The organism is Streptomyces sp. NPDC052114 (assembly GCF_040680155.1).
Classification (GTDB): Bacteria; Actinomycetota; Actinomycetes; order Streptomycetales; family Streptomycetaceae; genus Streptomyces.
The window spans coordinates 83079-108245 of the sequence record NZ_JBFAWC010000017.1; the positions used below are offsets into that span (position 1 = coordinate 83079).

At 72.8% G+C, this 25167-nt stretch carries 17 protein-coding genes; 12 read left to right on the forward strand and 5 right to left on the reverse strand.

What is annotated here, in order from left to right:
* The first annotated feature begins 24 nt into the window (after positions 1-24).
* On the forward strand, positions 25-426 hold the full coding sequence (locus AB0L89_RS31695) for a YchJ family metal-binding protein (RefSeq protein ID WP_365148606.1): 402 nt from the start codon (positions 25-27) through the stop codon (positions 424-426).
* Between the two features lie 33 nt (positions 427-459).
* Here AB0L89_RS31695 and AB0L89_RS31700 read toward each other — a convergent pair whose 3' ends face one another.
* Positions 460-1737, reverse strand: a complete 1278-nt coding sequence (locus tag AB0L89_RS31700) for a lipase family protein (RefSeq protein ID WP_365148609.1) — start codon at positions 1735-1737, stop codon at positions 460-462.
* A gap of 374 nt (positions 1738-2111) precedes the next feature.
* On the opposite strand from AB0L89_RS31700, the gene AB0L89_RS31705 reads away from it, so the two are divergent.
* Together AB0L89_RS31705 and AB0L89_RS31710 are read left to right on the forward strand one after the other, a co-directional pair.
* On the forward strand, positions 2112-4985 hold the full coding sequence (locus AB0L89_RS31705) for a peroxidase family protein (RefSeq protein WP_365148612.1): 2874 nt from the start codon (positions 2112-2114) through the stop codon (positions 4983-4985).
* Positions 4972-6351: a hypothetical protein gene (locus AB0L89_RS31710; protein WP_365148615.1), complete on the forward strand. Its 1380-nt coding sequence runs from the start codon at positions 4972-4974 to the stop codon at positions 6349-6351. Before AB0L89_RS31705 ends, AB0L89_RS31710 begins: the two co-directional genes overlap by 14 nt.
* A gap of 33 nt (positions 6352-6384) precedes the next feature.
* Here AB0L89_RS31710 and AB0L89_RS31715 read toward each other — a convergent pair whose 3' ends face one another.
* Together AB0L89_RS31715 and AB0L89_RS31720 are read right to left on the reverse strand one after the other, a co-directional pair.
* Positions 6385-7950, reverse strand: coding sequence for an acetolactate synthase large subunit (locus tag AB0L89_RS31715; protein WP_365148618.1), 1566 nt, complete (start codon positions 7948-7950; stop codon positions 6385-6387).
* Positions 7951-8023: 73 nt separating this feature from the next.
* A complete protein-coding gene (locus AB0L89_RS31720; RefSeq protein ID WP_365148621.1) occupies positions 8024-9097 on the reverse strand; it encodes a helix-turn-helix domain-containing protein in 1074 nt (357 codons plus the stop codon).
* Positions 9098-9149: 52 nt separating this feature from the next.
* Between AB0L89_RS31720 and AB0L89_RS31725 the strand changes: the two genes are divergently transcribed.
* Entirely contained in the window at positions 9150-9560 is a 411-nt protein-coding gene (locus tag AB0L89_RS31725) for a cupin domain-containing protein (RefSeq protein ID WP_365148624.1), read from the forward strand.
* Positions 9561-9590: 30 nt separating this feature from the next.
* Here AB0L89_RS31725 and kdpB (AB0L89_RS31730) read toward each other — a convergent pair whose 3' ends face one another.
* On the reverse strand, positions 9591-11735 hold the full coding sequence (gene kdpB / locus AB0L89_RS31730; RefSeq protein WP_365148627.1) for a potassium-transporting ATPase subunit KdpB: 2145 nt from the start codon (positions 11733-11735) through the stop codon (positions 9591-9593).
* A gap of 351 nt (positions 11736-12086) precedes the next feature.
* Here kdpB (AB0L89_RS31730) and AB0L89_RS31735 point away from each other — a divergent pair, with 351 nt between their 5' ends.
* Both AB0L89_RS31735 and AB0L89_RS31740 read left to right on the forward strand, forming a co-directional pair.
* Positions 12087-12788, forward strand: coding sequence for a VOC family protein (locus AB0L89_RS31735; RefSeq protein ID WP_365148630.1), 702 nt, complete (start codon positions 12087-12089; stop codon positions 12786-12788).
* Between the two features lie 188 nt (positions 12789-12976).
* Positions 12977-15478 (forward strand): ATP-binding protein, encoded by a 2502-nt coding sequence (locus tag AB0L89_RS31740; protein ID WP_365148633.1) that lies wholly within the window; start codon positions 12977-12979, stop codon positions 15476-15478.
* A gap of 11 nt (positions 15479-15489) precedes the next feature.
* On the opposite strand, the gene AB0L89_RS31745 is transcribed toward AB0L89_RS31740, so the two are convergent.
* A complete protein-coding gene (locus tag AB0L89_RS31745; protein ID WP_365148636.1) occupies positions 15490-17430 on the reverse strand; it encodes an amino acid transporter in 1941 nt (646 codons plus the stop codon).
* Positions 17431-17691: 261 nt separating this feature from the next.
* Here AB0L89_RS31745 and AB0L89_RS31750 point away from each other — a divergent pair, with 261 nt between their 5' ends.
* The 6 genes from AB0L89_RS31750 (at position 17692) to AB0L89_RS31775 (ending at position 25150) form a co-directional block, all read left to right on the forward strand.
* Positions 17692-19533, forward strand: coding sequence for an APC family permease (locus AB0L89_RS31750; protein ID WP_365148639.1), 1842 nt, complete (start codon positions 17692-17694; stop codon positions 19531-19533).
* 249 nt (positions 19534-19782) lie between these two features.
* Positions 19783-19872, forward strand: coding sequence for a K(+)-transporting ATPase subunit F (kdpF, locus tag AB0L89_RS31755; RefSeq protein ID WP_033264828.1), 90 nt, complete (start codon positions 19783-19785; stop codon positions 19870-19872).
* Positions 19873-19880: 8 nt separating this feature from the next.
* On the forward strand, positions 19881-21545 hold the full coding sequence (gene kdpA, locus AB0L89_RS31760; RefSeq protein ID WP_365148643.1) for a potassium-transporting ATPase subunit KdpA: 1665 nt from the start codon (positions 19881-19883) through the stop codon (positions 21543-21545).
* Complete coding sequence (gene kdpB / locus AB0L89_RS31765) at positions 21542-23695, forward strand: potassium-transporting ATPase subunit KdpB (RefSeq protein WP_365148646.1); 2154 nt, start codon at positions 21542-21544, stop codon at positions 23693-23695. Before kdpA ends, kdpB (AB0L89_RS31765) begins: the two co-directional genes overlap by 4 nt.
* Positions 23696-23702: 7 nt before the next feature.
* Positions 23703-24371, forward strand: coding sequence for a potassium-transporting ATPase subunit C (locus AB0L89_RS31770; RefSeq protein ID WP_365148649.1), 669 nt, complete (start codon positions 23703-23705; stop codon positions 24369-24371).
* A 95-nt stretch (positions 24372-24466) separates the two neighbouring features.
* Positions 24467-25150: a response regulator gene (locus AB0L89_RS31775; protein ID WP_365148652.1), complete on the forward strand. Its 684-nt coding sequence runs from the start codon at positions 24467-24469 to the stop codon at positions 25148-25150.
* The last annotated feature ends 17 nt before the right edge of the window (positions 25151-25167 follow it).

Consider the following 25167-nt stretch of genomic DNA (forward strand, 5'->3'; position numbering starts at 1 on the left):
CCGCCGTCGGACACAATGGGCGGCATGTCCCGACGCACCGCACGCCCCACGCACTGCCCCTGCGGGCACCCCCGGCCCTACGAGCAGTGCTGCGGCAGGCTGCACCGGGGCGAGGCCGCCGCGGCCACCCCCGAGGAGCTGATGCGGTCCCGCTACAGCGCCTTCGCGGTGCGCGACGAGGGCTATCTGCTGCGCACCTGGCACCCGGCGAAGCGGCCCCCGCGCGTGGAGTTCGACCCGGGGATGCGCTGGGCGGGCCTGGACATCGAGGAGACCACCGAGGGCACCGCGTTCCACTCCGCGGGCACCGTCACCTTCCGGGCCCGCTACACCGACGGCGGACGCCCGGACGCGCTCCACGAGAAGAGCCGCTTCGAGCGCGTCGACGGGGCGTGGGTGTACGTCGACGGCGTGTTCATCGACTAGCCGGAGCCCTCACCACGCCTCCGGCCAGAGCCCTCACCGCACGTCCCCGAACTCGCTCAGCACCCCCGGCGGGGCGAGCGCGTTGACGTAGTGCCCCGGGCCGTGGTCCTCGAAGGAGTACGTGAACGGGATGGTCCGCGTCAGCGCGAGCCGCGCCGCGAAGAAGGCCAGGGGCGCCACCACCGCGAGCCCCGCGAGGCTGTCCATCTGCGGATAGTGCAGGCCCGGATCGTGGACCTCCGCCCAGCCGCCGGGCCGCGGCCCGCGCGCCAGGGAGGCCAGCGAGCGCCCCGCCTCGCGCGCCCTGCGCCCCGCCATCTCGCGCAGCCGCCCGCGCAGCAGGTCGCCCGGCAGCGAGACCGCGTCGATCGCCGTCTCCGCCGCGAGCGTCAGCACGCCCTCGGCCACCCCGCGCGGCCTGCGGTAGTGGAACTCCCGGCCGAAGGGGGCGTAGGACCCGACGGGACGCGGCGGCAGGGCGGGGACCACGTCGCGGTCGAAGATGTAGCGCAGCAGCCGGTCCCGCAGGACGTGCTCGCCGCGCCCGTCCGTCGCCCGCGCGCAGGCGTCCGCGAAGTCGGGCCCGCCCAGCAGCGGCTGCCCGAAGGTGTAGACGGCCCGCAGGCGTTCGGCGACCGCCGCGTAGCGCTCCTCGTGGGCCAGGACGACGGCCATCAGGGCGGCCATCGCGCCGCCGAGGCTGTGCCCGGTGATGTACAGCGCCTCCATCCCGTCGCCGCGGACGCCCTTCTCGGCCGGGTTGACCGACTCGCCGCGCACGGCCCGTTCGAGGGCCTGCATGATCAGATGCCGGGTCGCCCGCATGTTGCGGTAGAAGCCCGCGTGCACCTCGTGCCGCTCGCCCGCCAGGTCCACGGAGAGCGTCTCGGGGCGCACGTCGGCGTCCGTGAGGATGCTGATGATGTCCTCGGGCTGGGTGCCGCGGTAGCAGAGGATCACCACGCGTCGGTCCTTGTCCTGCACCAGGTACCCGGCGGACGCTATGTACATGGCGTCCACGCGCTGCTCGAAGACCCGGCAGCGGTTCTCCTCCAGGCCGAGTCGCGCCATGATCGTGGCGACCGTCGCCGGGTCGCCGCCCCCGCCGAACCCCGCGTACGCGTACGCCGCGCACGTCGCCATGGTGTGCGGCACCGGACCCTCGGTCTCGGGCTGCCCCTTGTCGGCGGCCAGCAGGTCCACCAGATCCCGGTGGACGGGGAAGACCGGCCGGTCGGGGCCGTCCTCGGTGGGTGTCTTGAAGGGGCGCAGCTCGGCGAAGCTCGGTCCCTTGGCGAAGTCGTCCCCCATGGTGTCCCCCACGTCGAGCGGTGGTCGCACCGGACCCCCGAGCACACCACCGGCCCGGCGCACCGTCAACTCGCCTCCGCTCCGGGGGCGTGCACCCGTCGGGACCCGGCCATCGCGGGCACCGGGCGCGTGGGACTGGTGGGGAGCGAGGATTCACACGGGGTGCGAACGGCGGTTCCGGCGCCGGGCGCCGCACCCCCCGGACGGCCGCCCACGGGCCCAAACGCCCTGGCCCGCCCGCCTGTTCGAGGTCTCCGAAGTGCCCCGCACATAGGCGGGAACCGCCGCTGCGGCCGACGGTCGCCGCCAGTAGCGTCTGCCTGCCCCCTGTCCTGTACGCAGTCCCGTACGCCGTGCGAAGGAAGTGGCGCCCGATGGCCGACACCGGACAGCACCAGCAGAGTTACGAGCGGTACATGGACGGCAGCCCGGAGGCGGAGCGTCGGCTCTTCGAGCGCCTGGCCGTGGAGCTGATGAAGGTGCAGGAGAGGAACCGGCGGGCGAGCCGGTCCGCGGGCCTGGAGCGCACCCTGCACGCCAAGGCCGCGCTCGGCGTGGAGAACGCCCGCCTGCGCTTCCGCGACGACCTGCCCGACTCGCTGCAATGCGGCTTCGCGCAGCCCGGCGCCGAGTACGCGGCGACCGTGCGGCTCTCCAACGCGAGCGGCATCCGGCAGGCCGACGGCGCGCCCGACCTGCGCGGTGCCGCCGTGCGCGTGACGGTCTCCGCCGAGGAGAGCCACGACCTGCTCGCCACCAGCCACCCGGTCTCGCACGCCCGCGACGCCCGCGAGTTCGTCGCCTTCGCCAAGGCCATGGCGGGCGCCACGACCACCCTCCAGAAGGCCGTCGGCCTGTTCGTCAAACTCCCGCTCGCCGTCGGCCTGTCCACGGCCGCCCGCATGCGCCGCAACGTCCAGTCGGCCGCCCGGCACACCGTGCACAGCCTGGCCGGCGAGACGTTCTGGAGCCGCGGCGCCATCCTGTGGGGCGAGGCGGGGCCGGTCCGCTATCTGCTGCGCCCGGCGGGCAACGGCACCCCGCGCGACGGCGAGCACAGCGACCCGCAGTACCTGCGCCGCGAGCTGGAGACCCGTCTCGCCCGCCAGGACGTCGCCTTCGACCTGTGCGTGCAGCGGTACGTCGACGAACGGCGCACCCCCGTCGAGGACGGCGCCGTGGAGTGGCTGGAGTCCGTCGCGCCCGCCGTGCCCGTGGCCACGCTGACCGTGCCCTGCCAGGACCTCGACACGGCCGAGGCGCGGGCCGCCGGCGGGCGCGTCGAGGCGCTCGGCTTCAACCCGTGGTTCACCACCGACGACTTCCGCCCGCTCGGCAACCTCAACCGCGCCCGCAAGGCCGCCTACGAGGCCAGCGCGGCGCACCGCCAGGGCCTGCGCTTCCTCACCGAGGAGCCGCTGCGCAACCGCGTGCTCGGCGCCCCCGTCGGCGCCGCCTTCCGCCTCCTGAACCGCTATGTGCCCTGGTACAAGCTGCCGGTGGAGGCCGGACTGCTCAACCTCGTCTTCCTCCGCAAGACCCTGCGCCGCCTCAACCTCATCGACACCGACGTGCACGAGGCACCGCCCAGGGCCGTGCCCGCGCCCGCCCCGGCCGACGAACAGCAGCGCACCGCGCGGACCTACGACGGGACGTACAACGACCTCTCCGCGCCCACCATGGGAGCCGTGGGCGCCCCCTTCGGACGCAACCTCCAGCCGGTCTACCGGCCCGACCTCTTCGACGTCCCGAACCCCGTCACGGTCAGCCGCCGACTCCTGTACCGCGACACGTTCCTGCCGGCCACCTCGCTCAACGTCCTGGCCGCCGCCTGGATCCAGTTCCAGGTCCACGACTGGGTCAACCACCGCCGCCACAAGCCCGGCGGCCAGGCCGTCGAGGTGCCGCTGCCGCCCGGCACCACCTGGCACAACACCCCCGGCGGTCCCGCCGAGCAGGTGATGCGCTTCGCCGAGAACGAGGGCATCCACCTCCCCGGCGACCGGCCGCCGCTCCTCTTCGCCAACACCGCGTCGCACTGGTGGGACGGCTCCGAGGTGTACGGCGAGAACGAGCACACCGCACGGTTCCTGCGCGAGCCCGACGGCGGTGCCAAACTCCGCCTGGACGACGGCCACTTGCCGCTCGGCCAGAACGGCATCCCGCTGACCGGCTTCGCCGACAACTGGTGGCTCGGCCTCAGCGCCATGCACACCCTCTTCGCCCGCGAGCACAACGCGGTCTGCGACGCGCTGCGGCACGCGTACCCCTCGATGGGCGAGGAGAGCGTCTACCACACGGCACGCCTGGTCGTCTCCGCCCTCATCGCCAAGATCCACACGGTGGAGTGGACCCCGGCGATCCTCGCCACCGAGGCCATCGACATCGGCCTGCACACCAACTGGGAGGGCCCGCCCGACAGCTGGCTCAACAAGCTCGGCCTGTGGCTCTTCGAGTCGCACGCGCTGCGGGGCATCCCGCAGACGCTGCCGGACCACCACGGCGCGCCGTACTCCCTGACGGAGGACTTCGTCACCGTCTACCGCATGCACCCGCTCATCCCCGACGACTTCGAGATGCGCGAGCACCACTTCGGGCAGCGCCTGGAGAGCCTCACCTTCCACGACATCCAGGGCGGCGCCGCCGAGGCCGCCATCCGCAAGACCGGGCTCGCGAACACGCTGTACTCCTTCGGCATCGCCCACCCGGGCGCCATCACCCTGCACAACTTCCCGCGCGCGCTCCAGCGTTTCGAGCGCGAGGGCGAGATCATCGACCTGTCCGTCGTCGACCTCGTGCGCACCCGCAGGCGCGGCGTGCCCCGCTACAACGACTTCCGCGAGGGCCTGCACAAGCCGCGCATCCGCCGCTTCGAGGACCTCTCCCAGGACCCCGAGACCGTCGCCCGGCTCAAGGACGTCTACCGCTCGGTCGACGAGATCGACACGGTCGTCGGCCTGTTCGCCGAGAACCCGCCGCACGGCTTCGGCTTCAGCGACACGGCCTTCCGCATCTTCATCCTGATGGCCACCCGGCGGCTCCAGAGCGACCGCTTCCTGACCGTCGACTTCCGCCCGGAGATCTACACGCCGCTCGGCATCGACTGGGTCCAGAAGGGCGGCATGAAGTCCGTCCTGCAACGGCACTGCCCCGAACTCGCGGGCCTGCTGCCGCGCGGGGCCAGCGCGTTCGCGCCGTGGCGGCAGGTGCAGCCGACGGGCGACGGGGCCGGACGTGCCGGCGGCTGAGCGCGGGCCCGGTCACCCGGGCCTCGCCGACCTGTTCACCAGGCCCCTCCTGGAGACGGTCTGGCGCCGCCGCACCCACCGGGTGAGCCGCGGCGCCGCCGTCCCGGCGGGCTCGATGAGCTACCGCTCGCCCCACGAGCCGCGACCGCTCTCCGAACTGGAGGAGGCGGTCCTGATCGCGCTGACGGGCTGCACCGGACTGACCATGCCGGACCGCCCCTTCGACGACCCGCGCGACGGCAAGCCCATCATGGCCAAGCCCAACATGACCATGGCGGGCCGCACCGCGGGCAGCCCCGACAACGCGCAGGGCACGCACTTCTTCCTGATCAACGACTCGGGCACGTACTTCCTGCGGAGACTGCCCCCGGCGCCCTCCGCGCCCCTCGACGCGGAGCGACTGGTCGAGCGGGCGCGGCAGGCCAAGGTCCGCGTCCTCGACCACCGCCTGGACGTCGCCGAGGGACAGCGCGACTTCCCGTCCTACCTGGACTCCAACCGCTTCCTGTCCAACCTGCCGGGATCGACGCTCCTGTTCCCGGTGGTCGACCTCTCCCACCAGTACATCAACGCCCTGATGTACCTGCTGACCCAGCCCGACGACGTACGCCCCACCCTCGTCGACGACCGCAACTTCTACCGCCCGGCGGGCGTGAAGAAGTGGGTGCGCAACGGCTTCCTCAACGGCGACATCAAGCTGCCGCTGGGCGCGCTCGGCCCGCTGCGCACCCAGATCGAGGCGGACCTGCTCCTGCAGAACCTGATGCTGACCGCCGAGGCGATGGGCCTGGGCGCCTGGATCCACGCCTCCATCAACCCGCAGATCGCCCTGGGCGACCCGAAGTTCTCCCGCACCTACGGCAGGATGCTCGGCTTCACCTTCGTCACCCCGCGCTGGCGCCTGCCGGACCTCTGGCGCTGGCACGTCCCCCTGCCCAGGTACGCGACGCTGCGCTCCCACCCGGTGGGCCTGAGGTCCCCCGACGGCGAGCCGCTCATCGAGGCGGCGTGCCCGCCGGCGCACCGCACGATGGCGGAGGCGGTGGACGCGGTGATCCGCGCCAAGTTCGGCCCCGGTGGCGTCTACGGCGACAAGGACGTGTTCGCCCGCATCTACAAGGAGGAGTACGGCCAGCGGTACCTGGCGGAGGCGAGCGAGTACGAGGAGCGCGTGATCGCCTGCGCCCGGGACGTCTGTGAGTACATCCTCACGACGCACCGCCGCTTCCCGGCGCACACGGACGCGATCCACGTCCCCGGGGTGTGGCTCCAGGTCCACCACGTGGAGACGGAGTACTACGACACGTTCTTCACCAACGGCCTGACGGAGACGCACCGTCGCCACGAGGGCGTGTGGGACGGGTGAGTCCCGTCGCCACGAGGGCGTCCCGCTCCGCTCCTACCCCAGTGGCGGCACCACGCAGTCGATCAGGAACGGGCCCGGCTCCGCCAGGCCCCGTTTCAGCAGCGCCGCGAACTCCTCCGCCGTGGTGGCCCGTTCCCCCGGCACCCCCATGCCCCGCGCCAGCGCGACGAAGTCGAGGGGCGGCCCGGAGAGGTCGAGGAGCCGCCGGGACCGCGTCCCGCCGGCCACCGCCCCCACCGCCGCCAGCTCCAGATTGAGGATCGCGTAGGACCGGTTGTCGAAGACGACCGTCGTGACGTCGAGCCCCTCCCGCGCCTGCGTCCACAGCGCCTGCAGCGTGTACATCGAGGCCCCGTCCCCGACCAGCGCGAGCACGGGCCGGTCCGGACAGGCCACCCCCGCCCCCACGGACAGCGGAAGCCCCTGTCCCATCGCCCCGCCGGTCAGGGTCAGCCAGTCGTGCGGCGGCGCCCCCGCCGTCGCGGCCGGTAGCCAGATCCCGGACGTGTTCGCCTCGTCGACGACGACGGCACCCTCCGGCAGCAGCGCCCCGATCACGGCGGCGGCCGACTCGGCGGTGAGGTCGCCGACGGGCAGCGCGGGCCGCACGGACTCGGCCCGAGGAGCGCGCGCCCGGGGCGGCCCGACCACCTCGGCGAGCCCTTCGAGCGCCGCCGTCACGTCCTCCGGACCGGCGGCGAGGACGTGCACCGCACACCCCTCGGGCACCAGATCGGCCCGCTGCCCGGGGTAGGCGAAGAAGGCGACCGGCGAGGCGGCCCCGGCGAGCACCAGGTGCCGTACGCCCGCCAGCTGACGCCGCGCGCCGGAGGCGAGGTAGGCGAGCCGATCGACGGCGGGGCGGCCCGCGCCCCGCTCCAGGCGGGCCGGGAAGGTCTCGCACAGCAGCCGCGCGCCGGTCGCCGCGGCCACCCGCCCCGCCGCCGCGAGCCCGGCCCCGCGCGCGGCCTCCGCGCCGAGCAGCAGCGCGACGCCCTCGCCCGAGCGCAGCGCGCCCGCCGCGCCCGTCACCGCGTCCACGGACACGAGCCCGCGCCGCGCCGTCGGAGGGCACGCGGCGACGGGCGGCGATTCCCCCCGCGCCCAGGACACGTCGGCGGGCAGGACCAGCGTCGCGATGGCGCCGGGCGGCCCGCTCGCCGCGGCGAGCGCGTCGGCGACGTCGGCCGCGAGTTCGGAGACGTAGTACGTACGCCGTGTCCAGGCCGACACCGTGCGGGCCAGCGCCCCGATGTCCGACTCCAGGGGCGCGTCGAGCCGCTTGTGGTCCAGGGCGTGGTCGCCGACCACGTTGACCAGGGGAGTGGCGGCCCGCCGCGCGTTGTGCAGGTTGGGCAGGCCGCCCGCCAGGCCGGGACCGAGGTGCAGCAGCGTGCACGCGGGGCTCCCCGTCATCCGCCCGTACCCGTCGGCGGCGCCCGTGGCCACGCCCTCGAAGAGGCACAGCACGGGCCGCAGTCGAGGCACGTCGTCGAGGGCGGCGACGAAGTGCATCTCGGAGGTGCCGGGGTTGGCGAAGCACGCGCGGACGCCCCCGTCCACGAGGCCGTCGATCAGGATCTGCGCTCCGTTCGGCATGGCGGTCCGCCTCTGCTCGGTGCCGAGGGCGCACGTCGGTGGCCTGCGCCCGGTGCGTGGGGGAGGCCAGTCTTCACGGGGTGGCGGCCGGGGCGGCAGCCGGGATCCGGCCAGCCGCCGCGGGCGTGCCGGGCCCGAACCTGCGCCGGTAGCCGGACGGGCTGAGCCCCGTCTCGCGGCGCAGCCGGGCCCGCAGATTGGCCGCCGTGCCCAGGCCGCTGCGGCGCGCGACGACGTCGAGGCGCTCCTCGCCGCGTTCGATGAGTCGGCAGGCCAGGGCCACGCGCTCGGCCGTCAGCCAGGCCAGCGGGGTGGTGCCGAGCTGGGCGCGGAAGCGGCGGTGCAGGGTGGCGGGGCTGACCCCGGCGCGGGCCGCGAGGGCCGCCACGGTGAGCGGGCCCGCCCCGCCGGGCCCCGGCACGGCGGTGTCGCCGAGCCGCTCCTGCGCCCAGGCGAGGAGGGGGGCCAGGGAGACGTCCGGCACGTCGGGCACGGGGCGCTCCAAGAACTGCCGCTGTCCGCCGTCCCGGTGGGCGGCGAACACGAGCCGCCTGCTCACGGAGTTGGCGACCTCGGCGCCGTGGTCCCGGCGCACGAGGTGCAGACCCAGGTCGAGGGCGGCCGAACTGCCCGCCGCGGTGAGGATGTCGCCGTCGTCGACGAAGAGCACGTCCGGTTCGAGCCGCACGGCCGGAAACCGCTCCCGGAAGGAGTCCGCCCACTGCCAGTGCGCGGTGGCCCGGCGCCCGTCGAGGACCCCGGCCTCGGCGAGGGTGAAGGCCCCGCTGCAGAAGCCCACCAGACGCGCGCCGCGCGCGTGCGCCCGCCGGACGGCGTCCAGGACGGCGGGCCGGCGCGGCACGTCGGTGTCCGGCCGGTTGGGCACGATGACGGTGTCCGCGGTGTCGGCCGCGTCGAGCCCGGCGACGCCGCTGAGCGTGAAGAAGCCGTCCCGCATCGGTGTGTCCGGCTCGGGCGAGCAGAGCGCGAAGTCGTACAGCTCCCGCCCCAGTTCGGGCCTGCGCAGCCCGAACACCTCGGTCGCACAGCCCAGTTCGAAGGGGTTGGAGTTCTCGTCGACGATCACGACGACGCGGTGCGGCCGGGCCGGTGCGGTGGTCCCGGGCTGAGAGGATTCTTGCGCCATGTGCGATTTCTAGCACTCACGCGGGGTGCCGGTCACGGCCGAGGATCGTTCCATGACCAGCGCAGCCACACACCGCGAACCCCTTGCCCTCGCCGACGCCCTCGCCTCCTTCGACGCCCTGTGGAGCCCCCGCGTCGTCGCCTCCGTCAACGACTACGACGTACGCGTCGCCAAGGTCGAGGGCGAGCACGTCTGGCACGTCCACGACGACACCGACGAGTTCTTCCTGGTGCTCGGCGGCGAACTCCACATCGACCTGCGCGAACCGGCGGGGGAGCGCAGGGTCACCCTCCCGCGGGGCTCGGTCTTCACGGTTCCGCGCGGCACCGAGCACCGGCCGTACGCCCCGGACGGCGCCCGGATCCTCCTCTTCGAGCCCACCGGCACCTCGACGGTCGGCGACCGCCACGACGAGGTGCCGGACCATGTGGACGCGACGACGGGGCATGCGCTGCGGCTCTGACGCGCCCGGCTCCGGCCCTGGACCGGCCGGTCACGCGAGCCCGGGAACCGTCGAGATCAGCAGATCGATCAGCTTGATGCCGGCGAACGGCGCGATCAGCCCGCCCAGGCCGAACACGGCGAGGTTGCGGCGCAGCAGGTCGTGCGCGGAGGCCGGGACGTAACGGACGCCGCGCAGGGCCAGCGGGATCAGCGCGACGATGATCAGCGCGTTGAAGATGATCGCCGAGGTGATCGCCGAGGTCGGGCTGTGCAGGCCCATGACGTTCAGCGCCTCCAGGCCCGGATACGCCCCGGCGAACATCGCGGGGATGATCGCGAAGTACTTCGCGACGTCGTTGGTGATCGAGAAGGTGGTCAGGGCTCCTCGGGTGATGAGGAGTTGCTTGCCGATCTCGACGATCTCGATGAGTTTGGTGGGGTTGGAGTCCAGGTCCACCATGTTCCCGGCCTCCTTGGCGGCCGAGGTGCCGGTGTTCATGGCCACGCCGACGTCGGCCTGGGCGAGCGCGGGGGCGTCGTTCGTGCCGTCACCGGTCATCGCGACGAGCTTGCCGCCGGCCTGCTCGCGCTTGATCAGCGCCATCTTGTCCTCGGGCGTGGCCTCGGCCAAGTAGTCGTCCACGCCCGCCTCCTGGGCGATGGCGCGGGCGGTGAGCGGATTGTCGCCGGTGATCATCACGGTACGGATGCCCATGCGGCGCAGCTCGGCGAAGCGCTCGCGGATGCCGTCCTTGACGACGTCCTTGAGGTGGATCGCGCCCAGCACGCGCGGCCCCTCCCAGTCGTGCGCCGCGACCAGCAGCGGCGTCCCGCCCGACTGCGCGATCGCGTCGGAGTACGCCCGCGCCTCGGGCGGCACGTGCCCGCCGTACATCTGCACCCACCCGATCACCTGGGCGGCCGCGCCCTTGCGGATCGAGCGGCTCGCGCCGTTGTCCCAGCGCAGGTCGACACCGCTCATGCGCGTCCGCGCGCTGAACTCCACGAACCGTGCCCGGCCCAGCTCGCCGTCCACCGGCTCCCGCAGGCCGTACCGGTTCTTCGCGAGGACGACGACGGAGCGGCCCTCGGGCGTCTCGTCGGCCAGCGAGGAGAGCTGGGCGGCGTCGGCCAGCGCCAGTTCGTCGATGCCGGGCAGGGGCACGAACGCGGCGGCCTCGCGGTTGCCGAGGGTGATGGTGCCGGTCTTGTCGAGCAGCAGCGTGTCGACGTCGCCCGCGGCCTCCACCGCGCGCCCGCTCATCGCGAGGACGTTGCGCTGCACGAGCCGGTCCATGCCCGCGATGCCGATCGCCGACAGGAGCGCGCCGATCGTCGTCGGGATGAGCGTGACGAGCAGGGCGACCAGGACGGTCGTCGACTGGGCCGCCCCGGCGTATGCGGCCATCGGCTGGAGCGAGACGACCACCAGGACGAAGACCACGGTGAGCGCGGCGAGCAGGATGTTGAGGGCTATCTCGTTCGGCGTCTTCTGCCGGGCCGCGCCCTCGACGAGGGCGATCATCCGGTCCAGGAACGAGTTGCCGGGCCGTGAGGTGACCCGTACGACGATCCGGTCGGACAGCACCGTCGTGCCGCTGCGGTCGCCGCCCGACTCCCGTACGACGGGCGCCGATTCACCGGTGACGGCCGACTCGTCGACCGCGGCGACGCCCTCGACGACCTCGCCGTCGGCGGGGATGGCCTCGCCCGCCCCGACGAGCACGAAGTCGAAGGGCTGGAGTTCGGCGGCGGCCACGGCCTCCGTCGTGGCGCGGTCGAGGTCCGTGCCGACCCGCCAGTTGTCGCGCAGGCGCAGCGCCACCGTGTCCGTGCGGGCCTTGCGCAGGGAGGCCGCCTGCGCCCGGCCGCGGCCCTCGGCGACGGCCTCGGCGAGGTTGGCGAAGACGACGGTCAGCCAGAGCCAGCCGCCGATGACCCAGGTGAAGACGGCGGGGTGCAGCACCGCGGAGAGCGTGGTGAGCACGGCGCCGACGGCGACGACGAACAGCACGGGGTTGCGCACCAGCGCGCGCGGATGCAGCTTCCGCACCGCCTCGGGGAAGGCGGCGAGCAGCTGGCGGGGTTCGAAGAGTCCGGCGGGGCGGCGGCGTCGCGCCGGGCGCGGGGCGGCGGGGGCGGGGGCGGGCGGGGAGCCGGGGGCGGCGGGTGCCGTGGGTGCGGGGGGCAGCATGCGGGGGAATCTAAGGCTCCGGGAGCCGTCGAATCCCAGGTGGCGAGGGGTATTTGCGGCTCTCTTACGGAGGCCGTGCGCACCGCGTCAAGCCCTCGTCAAGGGTGCGGAGAACGGCGTCAGGGCGGCGTCAACGCGTACCGAACCGGTGTTCGTGGCCCCGCAGACTGATCGGCACGGGGGACGACGGCCGCCCGGCCGCGGTCGTGAGGGGGACGCGGCCGGGCGGGCCGTGAGCGGGTGGCTCGTGAGCGGACTGGCCGTGAGCGGGCGGGGCGCGGCCGGGAGGTGCGCGGCCGGGCCGACTTATCCCGTAGGCGCTTCTACTCAAATTTGACTAGACTGGCCCGCATGGCCGAGACAACCATTCCGCTCCTGCCGTGCCAGACGATCCAGCCGGTGGTCGACTTCTACACCGCGCTGGGCTTCGAGACGACCTTCCTCCAGAAGAGCCCCTATCCGTACGCCGTCGTCGAACGCGGCGCCGTCGAGCTGCAGTTCTTCGGCATGAAGAACTACGACCCCAAGGAGTCCTACTCCGGGTGCTACGTCCTCACGGACGACGTCGAGGCGCTGCACACCGCCTTCCGCGCGGGCCTCAAGGCGGCGTACGGCAGGATCCCCAGCCGCGGGTTGCCCCGGATAGGCCCGCTCAAGGACATGTCCTACGGCGTGCGGCAGTTCCTGATGACCGACCCCGGCGGCAACAGCATCCGCGTCGGGCAGCCGATCAGCGAGGATCCGTCGCACCGGCCCGTCCCCAAGGGGACCTTCGCCCGCGCGCTCCATCTGGCCGACCTGTTCGCCGACTCCAAGGAGGACCTGCCGGGCGCCGCGAAGATCATCGACCGGGCCCTCGGCCTCACGGACGAGCGGCCCACCCCCGAGCAGCACCTGCGTCTGCTCGTCCTGCGCGGCGACATCGCCCAGCGGCTCGGCGACGACGACCTGGCCGGACGCTTCCTCGGTCAGGCCGAGGCCCTCCAACTCACCGATGGGGAGCGGGAGTCGGTCCGCGACACCCTCGCGCGCCTCGCCGAACTGCGGTCCTAGCGGCGCCCCACGCCCGGGCGCGGCACCCCGCCCACGTCAGGGCGCCGTCAAAGTCCCCGCCCGGGACGCCAGGGCCCCGTCAAGGCCGGTGTCCCGGGCGGCCGCCCCGGGGGCCGGTGGGGCACTCTCCCCAAGGGCGTCCGCCCCGGGAAAGAGCCCCGCGGACCCAGGAGTTGAGCGCCGGAGCCATGAGTGACGTACGACCCGGAAAGCTGAAGGTCTGTCTGGGGTCGGCGCCCGGCGTCGGCAAGACCCACCGCATGCTCGACGAGGCACATCGCAGGGCGGCCCGGGGCGCCGACGTGGTCGTCGGCCTCGCGGTGTGCCACGACCGCCCGCACACGCGCGGCATGCTCGCGGGCCTGGAGGTCCTGCCGCCCGCCCCCGGCGGACGGGGCGACGGAGAGGGGGAGCTGGACCTGGCCGCCCTCCTCGCCCGCCGCCCGGACCTCGCCGTCGTCGACGAGCTCGCCCACACCAACACCCCCGGCGCCGGCCGCAACCCCCGGCGCTGGCAGGACGTCGAGGAACTCCTCGCGGCCGGCATCGACGTCCTCACCGCCCTCGACATCCGCCACCTGGACTCCCTCAGCGACGTCGTCGAGAAGATCACCGGCGTACCCGTGGCCGAGACCGTCCCCGACCGCGTGGTGCGCCGCGCCGACCAGATCGAGCTCGTGGACATCGCGCCCGAGGCGCTGCGCCGCCGCATGGCCCACGGCGACATCCACGCCCCCGAGGACGTCGACGCGGCCCTCGCCCACTCCTTCCGGCCCGGCAACCTCACCGCGCTGCGCGAACTGGCCCTGCGCTGGCTGGCCGGACACGTCGACGAGAGGCTGCGCCACTACCGCCGCGAACAGGGCGTCGAGGGCGTCTGGGAGGCCAGGGAGCGGGTCGTCGTCGCCCTGACCGGCGGCCCCGAGGGCGAGACGCTCATCCGCCGCGCCGCCCGCATCGGCGACCTCTCCCGCACCCTCGGCACCCCGCACTCCGGGGGCGACCTGCTCGCCGTGCACGTGGCCCGCAGCGACGGCCTCGCCGCCGGCGCCTCGCACGCCGCCCTCGTCCGCCAGCGCCGCCTCGTCGAGAGCCTCGGCGGCAGCTACCACTCGGTCGTCGGCGACCACGTCCCCACCGCCCTGGTCGAGTTCGCCCGAGCGGAGAACGCCACGCAGCTCGTCCTCGGCACCAGCAGACGCGGCCGCCTGGAGCGCTTCCTGACCGGCAGCGGCATCGGCGAGACCGTCGTGGCGCTCTCCGGCGACATCGACGTCCACATGGTCACCCACGAACGCGCGGGCCGCGGCAGGCTGCTGCCCTCGCGCCGCCGCACGCTGCCCGCCTCCCGCCTCGTCGCGGGCCCCGTCGCCGGGCTCGTCCTGCCCGTGCTCCTGACCCTCGCCCTGGACCGGCTGCGCGAGCCGCTGAACCTCACCAGCGAGGCGCTGCTGTTCCTGCTCACCGTGGTCGGCGTGGCCTGCATCGGCGGCGTCGCCTCCGCCGTGATCGCCTCGGTCACCGCCTCCCTGCTGCTCAACTACTGGTTCATGCCGCCGATCGGGCACTTCACCCTCGGCGACCCCAACAGCATGGTGGCGCTCGGTGTGTTCGCCGTCGTCGCGGCCACCGTGGCCGCCGTCGTCGACCGCTCGCTGCGCCTGTCGCGGCGCTCGGCACGGGCCACCGCGGAGGCCGAGACGATGTCGTCGCTCGCGGGCAGCATCGTCCGCGGCGACCACGCCATCCCCGCGCTCCTCGAACGGACGAGAGAGACCTTCGGCATGGACAGCGCCGAGCTCGTCGACGAACTCCCCGCAAGCGACGGCACCCTGGTCGCCGTGCCCGTCGGCACCGGCTCCTTCCTCGTGCTGCGCGGCCGGACGCTGCCCTCCTCCGAGCGCCGCGTCCTCGCCGCCTTCGCCGCGCACGTGGGCGCCGCCGTGGCGCGCGCCCGGCTCGCCGAGGCCGCCGCCGAGGTCGAGCCGGTCAAGGCCGCCGACCGGATGCGCACCGCGCTCCTGCGGGCCGTCGGCCACGACCTGCGCACCCCGCTCGCCGCGGGCTGGGCCGCCGTCACCTCGCTGCGCAGCCGCGACGTGGACTTCAGCGCGGAGGACCGCGACGCGCTGCTCGCCACCGCCGACGAGTCCCTCGCCAAGCTGGACCGCCTGGTGGAGAACCTCCTCGACCTGAGCCGGCTGCAGGCCGGCGCGCTCACCCTCACGCTGCGGCCCACCGGACTCCAAGAGGTCCTCGCGCCCGCCCTCGACTCACTGCCGCAGGGCGGCCCCGGCGTCCGGGTACCCGGCCCGGACGACCTCGCGAGGATTCCCGACGTCCTCGCCGACCCACCGCTCCTGGAGCGCGTCATCGCCAACCTGACGGGCAACGCCGCCCGCCACGCGCCGCCCCACGAGCCGGTCATGATCTCGGCGAGCGCGCTGGCGGGCCGCGTCGAGGTGCGTGTCGTCGACCGGGGACCCGGGCTTCCCGCGGCCGGCCGGGAGCGGCTCTTCGAACCGTTCCAGCGCCTCGGCGACACCGACAACAGCGCCGGGCTCGGGCTCGGCCTCGCCCTCTCGCGAGGGCTGACCGAGGCGATGGACGGCACGCTCACCCCGGAGGACACCCCGGGCGGCGGCCTCACGATGGTCCTGTCGCTGCCCTGCGCGCCGTCCGGCCCCTGAGGGGCGCGGGGTCAGCCGACGTGCACCCGCGGCCGGCGCGCCGGGTCCTGCTCCGTGCGGCGCAGCACCTCGCGGGTGACCGGCGCGACCTCGCCGTCGCCGAAGACGAGGAAGCGCAGCAGGTGTCCGAGCGGGTTGCCCTCGGTCCAGTTGAAGTAGGCGTGCGGCAGCCGTCCCGTGCGGTCGCGGATCTCCAGGAGGACGGCGGCGATGGTGTTGGGCACGCCGGGTCCGGTGGCGCGCAGCCGCCGCGCGCCGTGCTTGCGGTCTCCGTGGACCGTCAGCTCGGCGGTGAAGTCGGAGGAGTCGCGGACGAAGACCTCCAGGAAGAGCACGGGCTTGCCGCCGGGGATGTGCGTCTGCTCGCGCTGGCTGTACTCCTTGGCGCGGTACTCGGCGGTGCTGTGCTCCTGCGGTTCGTTGGCGATGATCCGCACCGGGCCCGCCGCGGCGACCTCGTCGATCAGCCGCAGCGCCTCCTCGTCGAACACCACGCCCGCCGAGCGCAGTTCGAAGGCGCGGCGCACCCGAGAGGCGAACGAGGTGAGCACGATGGCGACGATGAACAGCGCCGCGATCTTGATGCCGTCGGGGCGCTCCACGACGTTCGCCACCAGGGTGTACGCGAACACCGCGGTGATCAGCCCGAAGCCGAGGGCGGCCCCGCGGTGGCCCCGGTGGTGCACGGCCACGGTCGAGGCGAAGGCCGCGGAGAGCATCAGGACGAGGACACCGGTGGCGTACGCGCCGCTCTGCGCGTCGACGTCCGCGTCGAACCACAGCGTGATGGCGACCGCGATCGCCATGAACACCAGGACCAGCGGCCGCACCGCCCGCGTCCACTCGGGCGCCATGCCGTACCGCGGCAGATAGCGCGGCACGATGTTGAGCAGCCCGGCGAGCGCCGAGGCGCCCGCGAACCACAGGATCGCGATCGTCGATACGTCGTAGACGGTCCCGAAGACCTCGCCCAGGTGCGCGTGCGCGAGATAGGCGAGGGCCCGCCCGTTGGCCGGGCCGCCGCTCTTGAAGTCGTCCTGCGGGATCAGGATCGTCGTGGCCAGGCTGGAGAGCAGCAGGAAGCAGCTCATGACGACGGCCGCCGTGGTCAGCAGCTTGCGGGTGTCACGGATGCGCCCGGCGGGCTTCTCGTACGTGTCCGACGCGTCGCCCCGCACCTGCGGCATCACCGCGACACCGGTCTCGAAGCCCGACATGCCGAGCGCCAGCTTCGGGAAGACCAGCAGCGCCACGCCGACCATCACGAACGGCGAGGAGTGCTCGGCGGTCATCGCGCTCCACCAGTCCTCGACGTGCACCGGCTCGCTGAGCACCAGCCAGACCGCGGTGGCGACGACCACGAGGTTGAGCGTGAGGAAGACGCCGACGAGCGCCACCGCGACACCGATCGCCTCCCGGAAGCCCTTGAGGAAGACCGCGCCGAGCGCGGCGATCAGGACGAGGGTGATCAGGACCCGTTCGCCCTCCAGCCAGTGCGGGGCGAAGGGGTTCTCCAGCACGTGCGCGGAGGCGTCGGCCGCCGACAGGGTGATGGTGATGATGAAGTCCGTGGCGGCGAAGCCGAGCAGCACCAGGACGAAGATCTTCCCCGACCACCAGGGCAGCAGCCGCTCCAGCATGTGGATGGAGCCCTCGCCGTGCGGGGACTCGTGGGCGACGCGGCGGTAGACCGGCAGCGCGCCGAGCAGGGTGAGCGCGATCAGCACGAGCGTGGCGAGCGGGGAGAGCAGTCCGGCCGCCAGCGCCGCGATGCCGGGCTGGTAGCCGAGCGTGGAGAAGTAGTCCACGCCGGTCAGGCACATGACGCGCCACCAGGCGTGGCCCCGGTGCTCGGCGGGCGGGGTGCCGTGCGGCCCCTGGTGCCGTGACGTCCGCTCGGTGAGCCCGTCGAGGAGCCAGGCGCGCAGCCGGCGGGGGGACTTCGCACTCATGCGCCCATCGTGGCCCCGGGCCGTCAAAAGTGCGTGAAGACCGGGCCGTTGCGCGCGAAGAACGCGCAAGGAACGCGCTGTGCCGACCAGAACCGGACAGAACCTGGGCGCACCTGCCCACGACCGGTCCGAGTGCGGCGGCCCGCCGACGGGCCGCCCGCCCCGGACGCCCGGTCCGTCCGCCCCGGCCCGTCGCCTCCCACCGCCCGACGCGCCGGGGCCGTCCGCCCCGGAAATCCGGGGCCCCGAAGGAGTACGACCATGTCCGTCCTGACCACCGAGCCGGGCGCCGCCGCCGTCGACGAGGACCCTCCGGACGCCGGTGAACGCCACCGCCTCACCGCCGTCACGGGCCTGGCCGCGCTGTCCCTGGACGCCATGGCCTCCGTCGCGTACGGCCCCGAGGCGATCGTCCTGGTCCTGGCCGCCGCCGGCGGCCACGGACTCGGCTTCACCCTGCCGGTCACCCTCGCCATCGCCGCCCTCCTCGCCGTCCTCGTCGCCTCCTACCGCCAGGTGATCGCGGCCTTCCCCGACGGCGGCGGCTCCTACGCCGTGGCCAAGACCCACCTCGGCCGCCGCACCAGCCTGGTCGCCGCCGCCTCGCTGGTCCTCGACTACGTCCTGAACGTCGCGGTCGCCGTCACCGCCGGCGTCGCCGCCCTCACCTCCGCCTTCCCCGGGCTGTACGGCGACCGGCTCTGGATCTGCCTGGCCGTCCTCGTCCTGATCACCGGGGTCAACCTGCGCGGCATCGTCGACTCGGCGCGGGCCTTCATCGCCCCCACCGCCGTCTTCGTGCTCTCGATGCTCACCCTCGTCGTCGTCGGCCTCTTCCGCTCCGCGCCGGTCGGCACCGAGGCCGCCCAGGGCCACGCCTCGGTCGTCGCGGACAACGCCACCACCGTCGGCGCCCTGCTCCTGCTGAAGGCCTTCGCCTCCGGCTGCTCCGCGCTCACCGGCGTCGAGGCCATCGCCAACGCCGTACCGTCCTTCCGCGCCCCGCGCGCCCGGCGCGCCCAGCACGCGGAGGTCGCCCTCGGCGCCGTGCTCGGCGTCATGCTGATCGGCCTCGCGGTGCTCATCTCCCGCTTCCACCTCCAGCCCGTCGAGGGCGTCACCGTCCTCGCCCAGCTCGCCGACGCCTCATTCGGGCACAACGCGGCCTTCTACGTCATCCAGTTCGCCACGATGATCCTGCTGGCCCTCTCCGCGAACACCTCCTTCGGCGGCCTGCCCGTACTCCTCAAGCTGCTCGCCCGCGACAACTTCCTGCCGCACGTCTTCGCCCTCAAGGCCGACCGCCAGGTCCACCGGCACGGCGTCCTCACCCTCGCCGGGATCTCCGCCGCCCTCCTCGTCTTCTCCGGCGGCGACACCAACACCCTCGTCCCGCTCTTCGCGATCGGCGTCTTCGTCGGCTTCACGATCGCGCAGACCGGCATGGTCCTGCACTGGCGCCGCGAGCGGGGACCCAGGTGGCTCGGCAAGGCCCTCCTCAACGGCCTGGGAGCGGTCCTGACCGGCGCCAGCGCCGTCGTCGTCACCGCCACCAAGTTCCACGACGGCGCCTGGCTGATCGTGGTCGCCCTGCCCCTGCTGGTCGCCGCCTTCGAGACCGTCCACCGCGCCTACACGCGGATCGGCGAGCGCCTCGGCCTCGGCCGCGTCCCCGCGTGCCCGCACCGCGTCCCCTCCCTGGTCGTCGTCCCCGTCTCCTCCCTGTCCCGGCTGACCAGCGAGGCGCTGACCGCCGCCGTCTCCCTGGGCGACGAGGTGCGCGCGGTGACCGTCTGCCACACCGACGCCGAGGACCGCGCCCAGGTCGAGGCCCTGGAGCGGGACTGGGCGCTGTGGGACCCGGGCGTGGACCTGGTCCGCCTGCCCTGCGACCGCCGCACGCTGGGCCGCCCCATCGCCGCGTACGTACGCCGGATCGAGGCCGACCGGCCCGGCACGCGCGTCACCGTCCTGATCCCCGAGGTCGAGCCGGCCCACGCCTGGCAGCGGATCCTGCAGAACCAGCGCGGCGCCGTGGTGGCGCACGCGGTGCGCGGCACCACCGACGCGGTGATCTGCCGCCTGCGCATCCGGCTCACCTGAGCGGTCCGCACCGGCGCCGGGAAGCCCGCTCGTCAGGGAGGCGTCAAGAGCCCCCACGGCGCCGTATGGAGGACGTCAACGGCGGCCGGATCCGGCCGAAAGGGCGCTTTCCTCTAATCGTCAGTTCAAGCACTTCCCCCATCCACTCCACGTCCTTCAGGAGCTCACGATGGCCGACGTGGCCTTCGTCGTCACCACGATCGCGGTCTTCGCGCTGGTGGCACTTGTCGCCAAGGGGGTGACCAAGCTGTGACCGCCGAGAACATCGTCGGCCTCGTCGTGGCCGTCGCCCTCCTGGGCTATCTCGTCCTCGCCCTCGTCTTCCCGGAGAGGTTCTGAGTACGGATATGAGCCCCGTCCTTGCTGGTGTGCTCCAGCTGCTCGCCCTGATAGCGGCCCTCGCCCTGGCCTACCGGCCGCTCGGCGACTACATGGCCCGCGTCTACGGCTCGCACAAGCACCTGCGCGCCGAGAAGTGGATCTACAAGGCCATCGGCGCCAACCCCGACACCGAGATGCGCTGGCCCGCCTACCTGCGCGGTGTCCTCGCCTTCTCCGCGGTCGGTGTCCTCTTCCTCTACCTGTTGCAGCGCCTGCAGGGCTCGCTGCCCGGCTCGCTCGGCTTCAAGGCCATCGACCCGGACCAGGCCTTCAACACCGCGGCCTCGTTCGTGGCCAACACCAACTGGCAGTCGTACTCCGGCGAGCAGGCCATGGGCCACGTCGTGCAGACCGGCGGCCTCGCGGTGCAGAACTTCGTCTCGGCGGCCGTGGGGATCGCCGTGGCGGTGGCCCTGGTCCGCGGCTTCGCCCGCTCCCGCACCGGTGAGCTCGGCAACTTCTGGGCCGACCTGGTGCGCGGCACCGTCCGCATCCTGCTGCCCATCGCCGTCGTCGGCGCGCTCGTCCTGGTCGCCTGCGGCGCCCTCCAGAACTTCGCCGGCATCCACGAGGTCGGCCAGTTCACGGGCGGCAGCCAGCAGTGGAACGGCGGCGCGGTGGCCTCGCAGGAGGTCATCAAGGAGCTGGGCACGAACGGCGGCGGCTACTTCAACGCCAACTCCGCGCACCCCTTCGAGAACCCCAACGGGATCTCGAACCTCTTCGAGATCTTCCTGATCCTCGTGATCCCCTTCGCGCTGACCCGGACCTTCGGCAGGATGGTCGGCTCGGTCAAGCAGGGCTACGCGATCCTCGCCACGATGGCGACGATCTGGATCGGCTTCACCGCGCTGATGATGTGGACCGAGTTCCACCACGGCGGCCCGGCGTTCGACCTGGCCGGCGGCGCGATGGAGGGCAAGGAGACCCGCTTCGGCATCGGCGGCTCGTCGATCTTCGCGGTGGCCACCACGCTCACCTCCACGGGCGCCGTGAACTCCTTCCACTCCTCCTACACCGGCTTCGGCGGCGGCATCGAGATGCTGGGCATGCAGCTCGGCGAGATCGCCCCCGGCGGCACCGGCTCCGGTCTCTACGGCATGCTGATCATGGCGATCATCGCGGTGTTCATCGCGGGCCTGATGGTCGGCCGTACGCCGGAGTACCTGGGCAAGAAGATCGGCACCCGCGAGATCAAGCTGGCGGCCTGCTACATCCTGGTCACGCCGGCGCTCGTCCTCGGCTTCACCGCGGTGTCGATGGCGCTGCCCACGCCCAAGGACTCGATGCTCAACTCCGGGGCCCACGGCTTCTCCGAGATCCTGTACGCCTTCACCTCCGGAGCCAACAACAACGGCTCGGCCTTCGGCGGTCTGAGCGCGGACACGAACTGGTTCAACACCACGATCGGCCTCGCCATGCTGCTCGGCCGCTTCCTGCCGATGGTGTTCGTCCTCGCGCTCGCCGGATCGCTCGCCGAGCAGAAGCCGATCCCGGCCACCGCGGGCACCCTGCGTACCGAGAAGCCGCTGTTCACCGGCCTGCTGGTCGGCACCATCATGATCATCACCGGTCTCACCTACTTCCCCGCCCTGGCGCTGGGACCGCTTGCCGAGGGGCTGGCGTCATGAGCACACACACCCACAAGAACGACACGGACGACCGGGACGGGGGAGCGGTCGCGACCGCGACCCGCGCCCCCCACCAGGACGTCCCCACCGGCCACAAGCCGGCCGACGACGGCAAGGTCGGCGCGGGCCTCTTCGACCCCGCCCAGCTGCTGAAGTCCCTGCCGGACGCCGTCCGCAAGCTGGACCCGCGCGTCATGGTCAAGTCGCCGGTCATGTTCGTCGTCCTGATCGGCTCGGTGGTCACCACCGTGCTCGCGGTCAAGGACCCGACCGACTGGTTCGGCTGGGCGATCGCCGCCTGGCTCTGGCTCACCAACGTCTTCGCCAACCTCGCCGAGGCCGTGGCCGAGGGCCGCGGCAAGGCGCAGGCCGACACCCTGCGCAAGGCCAAGACCGACACCGTCGCCCGCCGCCTGACCGGATCCACCGAGGAGTCGGTGCCCGGCACCGAGCTGCGCATCGGCGACCTGGTGGTCTGCGAGGCGGGCGACATCATCCCCGGCGACGGTGACGTCGTCGAGGGCGTCGCGTCCGTCGACGAGTCCGCGATCACCGGCGAATCGGCCCCCGTCATCCGGGAGTCGGGCGGCGACCGCTCGGCCGTCACCGGCGGCACGAAGGTCCTCTCCGACCGCATCGTCATCAAGATCACGACGAAGCCCGGCGAGACGTTCATCGACCGCATGATCAACCTGGTCGAGGGCGCGGCCCGCCAGAAGACGCCCAACGAGATCGCCCTGAACATCCTCCTGGCGTCCCTCACCATCGTCTTCCTGCTGGCCGTCGTCACCCTCAAGCCCTTCGCGATCTACGCCGGGGCCGACGACCAGACCTCGATGATCGTGCTGACCGCGCTGCTCGTCTGCCTGATCCCGACGACCATCGGCGCCCTGCTCTCCGCCATCGGCATCGCCGGCATGGACCGCCTGGTCCAGCGCAACGTCCTCGCCATGTCCGGACGGGCCGTCGAGGCCGCGGGCGACGTGTCCACGCTGCTGCTCGACAAGACCGGCACCATCACCCTCGGAAACCGCCAGGCCGCCGAGTTCGTGCCGGTGCGCGGCACCACCGAGGCCGAGGTCGCGGACGCCGCGCAGCTCTCCTCGCTGGCCGACGAGACGCCCGAGGGCCGCTCCATCGTCGTCCTCGCCAAGGAGAAGTACGGCCTGCGCGAGCGCCACCAGGGCGAGCTGACCGGCGCCGAGTGGGTGCCGTTCACCGCGCAGACCCGCATGTCGGGCGTGGACGTGGACGGCCGCAAGGTGCGCAAGGGCGCGACCGGTTCGGTCGTCGCCTGGGTCAAGGAACGCGGTGGCGAGGTCGCCGAGGACGCGCAGGAGCTCAACGACCGGATCTCCCAGGCCGGCGGCACGCCGCTGCTCGTGGCTCTGGAGGACGCCGACGGCGCCCGGGTCCTCGGGGTGATCCACCTCAAGGACGTCGTCAAGGAGGGCATGCGCGAGCGGTTCGACGAGCTGCGCCGCATGGGCATCAAGACCGTCATGATCACGGGCGACAACCCGCTGACCGCCAAGGCGATCGCGGACGAGGCGGGCGTGGACGACTTCCTCGCCGAGGCCACGCCCGAGGACAAGATGGCGCTGATCAAGCGCGAGCAGGCCGGCGGCAAGCTCGTCGCGATGACCGGTGACGGCACGAACGACGCCCCCGCGCTCGCCCAGGCCGACGTCGGCGTGGCCATGAACACCGGCACCTCGGCCGCCAAGGAGGCCGGGAACATGGTGGACCTGGACTCCAACCCCACCAAGCTCATCGAGATCGTCGAGATCGGCAAGCAACTCCTCATCACCCGAGGAGCCCTGACCACCTTCTCGATCGCCAACGACGTGGCGAAGTACTTCGCGATCATCCCCGCGATGTTCGCGGTCGCCTATCCGTCGCTGGACAAGCTCAACATCATGGGCCTGTCGTCGCCCGAGTCCGCGATCCTCTCCGCGGTCATCTTCAACGCGCTGATCATCATCGCGCTCGTGCCGCTCGCGCTGAAGGGCGTGCGCTACCGGCCGATGAGCGCGGACCGGATGCTCCGGCGCAACCTCGGCATCTACGGCCTGGGCGGGCTCGTCGCCCCGTTCATCGGCATCAAGGTTATCGACGTACTCCTCTCTCTCATCCCCGGCATTGGGTGACGTGGTCATGAACAACTCCGTAGGAAACACCGCCCGGTTGATCGGCGCCGGCCTGCGCGCCCTGCTGGTCCTCACCGTGATCTGCGGCGTCCTCTACCCGCTCGCGGTGACCGGCGTCGCCCAGGCCCTCTTCAACGACAAGGCCAACGGCTCCGAGGTGACGGCGGACGGCAAGGTCGTCGGCTCCGAACTCATCGGCCAGCGCTACGACCTGCCGCTGAAGAAGGGCCAGGAGACGGCCGAGCCGGACCTCAAGTGGTTCCAGCCGCGCCCCTCCAACGGCCTGGGCGAGAACAGCGTCAACACCCAGTACAAGCTGCTCCTGTCCGGCGCCACCAACCTCTCCGGCGACAACAAGGACCTGATCAAGCAGGTGAAGGACGCCAAGGCGGCCGTCATCGAGGACAACTCCACCGCGGGCCACGAGATCAAGCCCTCCGAGGTGCCCGCCGAGGCCGTCACCTCCTCCGGCTCGGGCCTCGACCCGCACATCTCCCCCCAGTACGCCGACCTCCAGGTCCGCCGCGTCGCGGAGAAGAACCACCTGGGCGTCCGGCAGGTCCAGAAGCTGGTCGACGAGCACACCGACGGGCGGATCCTCGGCTTCATCGGCGAGCCCCGCGTCAACGTCCTCCAGCTCAACGTCGCCCTCAAGGAACTGACCGAGAAGGGCTGATGGGCTTAACCCCGACCGGCGGGAGCCGGCGGCCCCGGGACACGACCGGGCCCGCCGGCTCCCGCGGACACGACGACAAGGAAGGCCGCGCACCGATGACCCGGGTGCTGGTGGTGGAGGACGACGCACAGCTCGTACGGGCGCTCGTGATCAACTTGCAGGCGCGCAAGTACGGCGTGGACGCGGCCCCCGACGGGGCCACCGCGCTGCGCCTGGCCGCCGCCCGGCAGCCGGACGTCATCCTCCTCGACCTGGGCCTGCCCGACATGGACGGCATCGACGTACTGAAGGCCCTGCGCGGCTGGACCCGCGTGCCCGTCCTCGTCCTCACCGCCCGGCGCGCCTCCGACGAGAAGGTCGCGGCGCTCGACGCGGGCGCCGACGACTACATCACCAAGCCGTTCAGCATGGACGAACTCCTCGCCCGGCTGCGTGCCGCCGTCCGCCGCACCGAAGCCGCCCCGGCCGCCCACGAGAGCGTCGTGGTCACCACCGACGAGTTCACCGTCGACCTGGTCGCCAAGCGGGTCACCCGCGCCGGCCGCGACGTACGCCTGACCCCCACCGAGTGGCAGCTCCTCGAAATACTCATATGCCACCCCGGACGGCTCATCACCCAGCGCCGGCTGCTGCTCGACGTCTGGGGACCGTCCCACGGCACCAAGACCAACTATCTGCGGGTCTACATGGCCCAGTTGAGACGCAAGCTGGAAGCGGATCCCTCCCACCCCCGGTACCTCATCACGGAACCGGGTATGGGATACCGCTTCGAGAGCTGACCACCCTGCGGACGGAC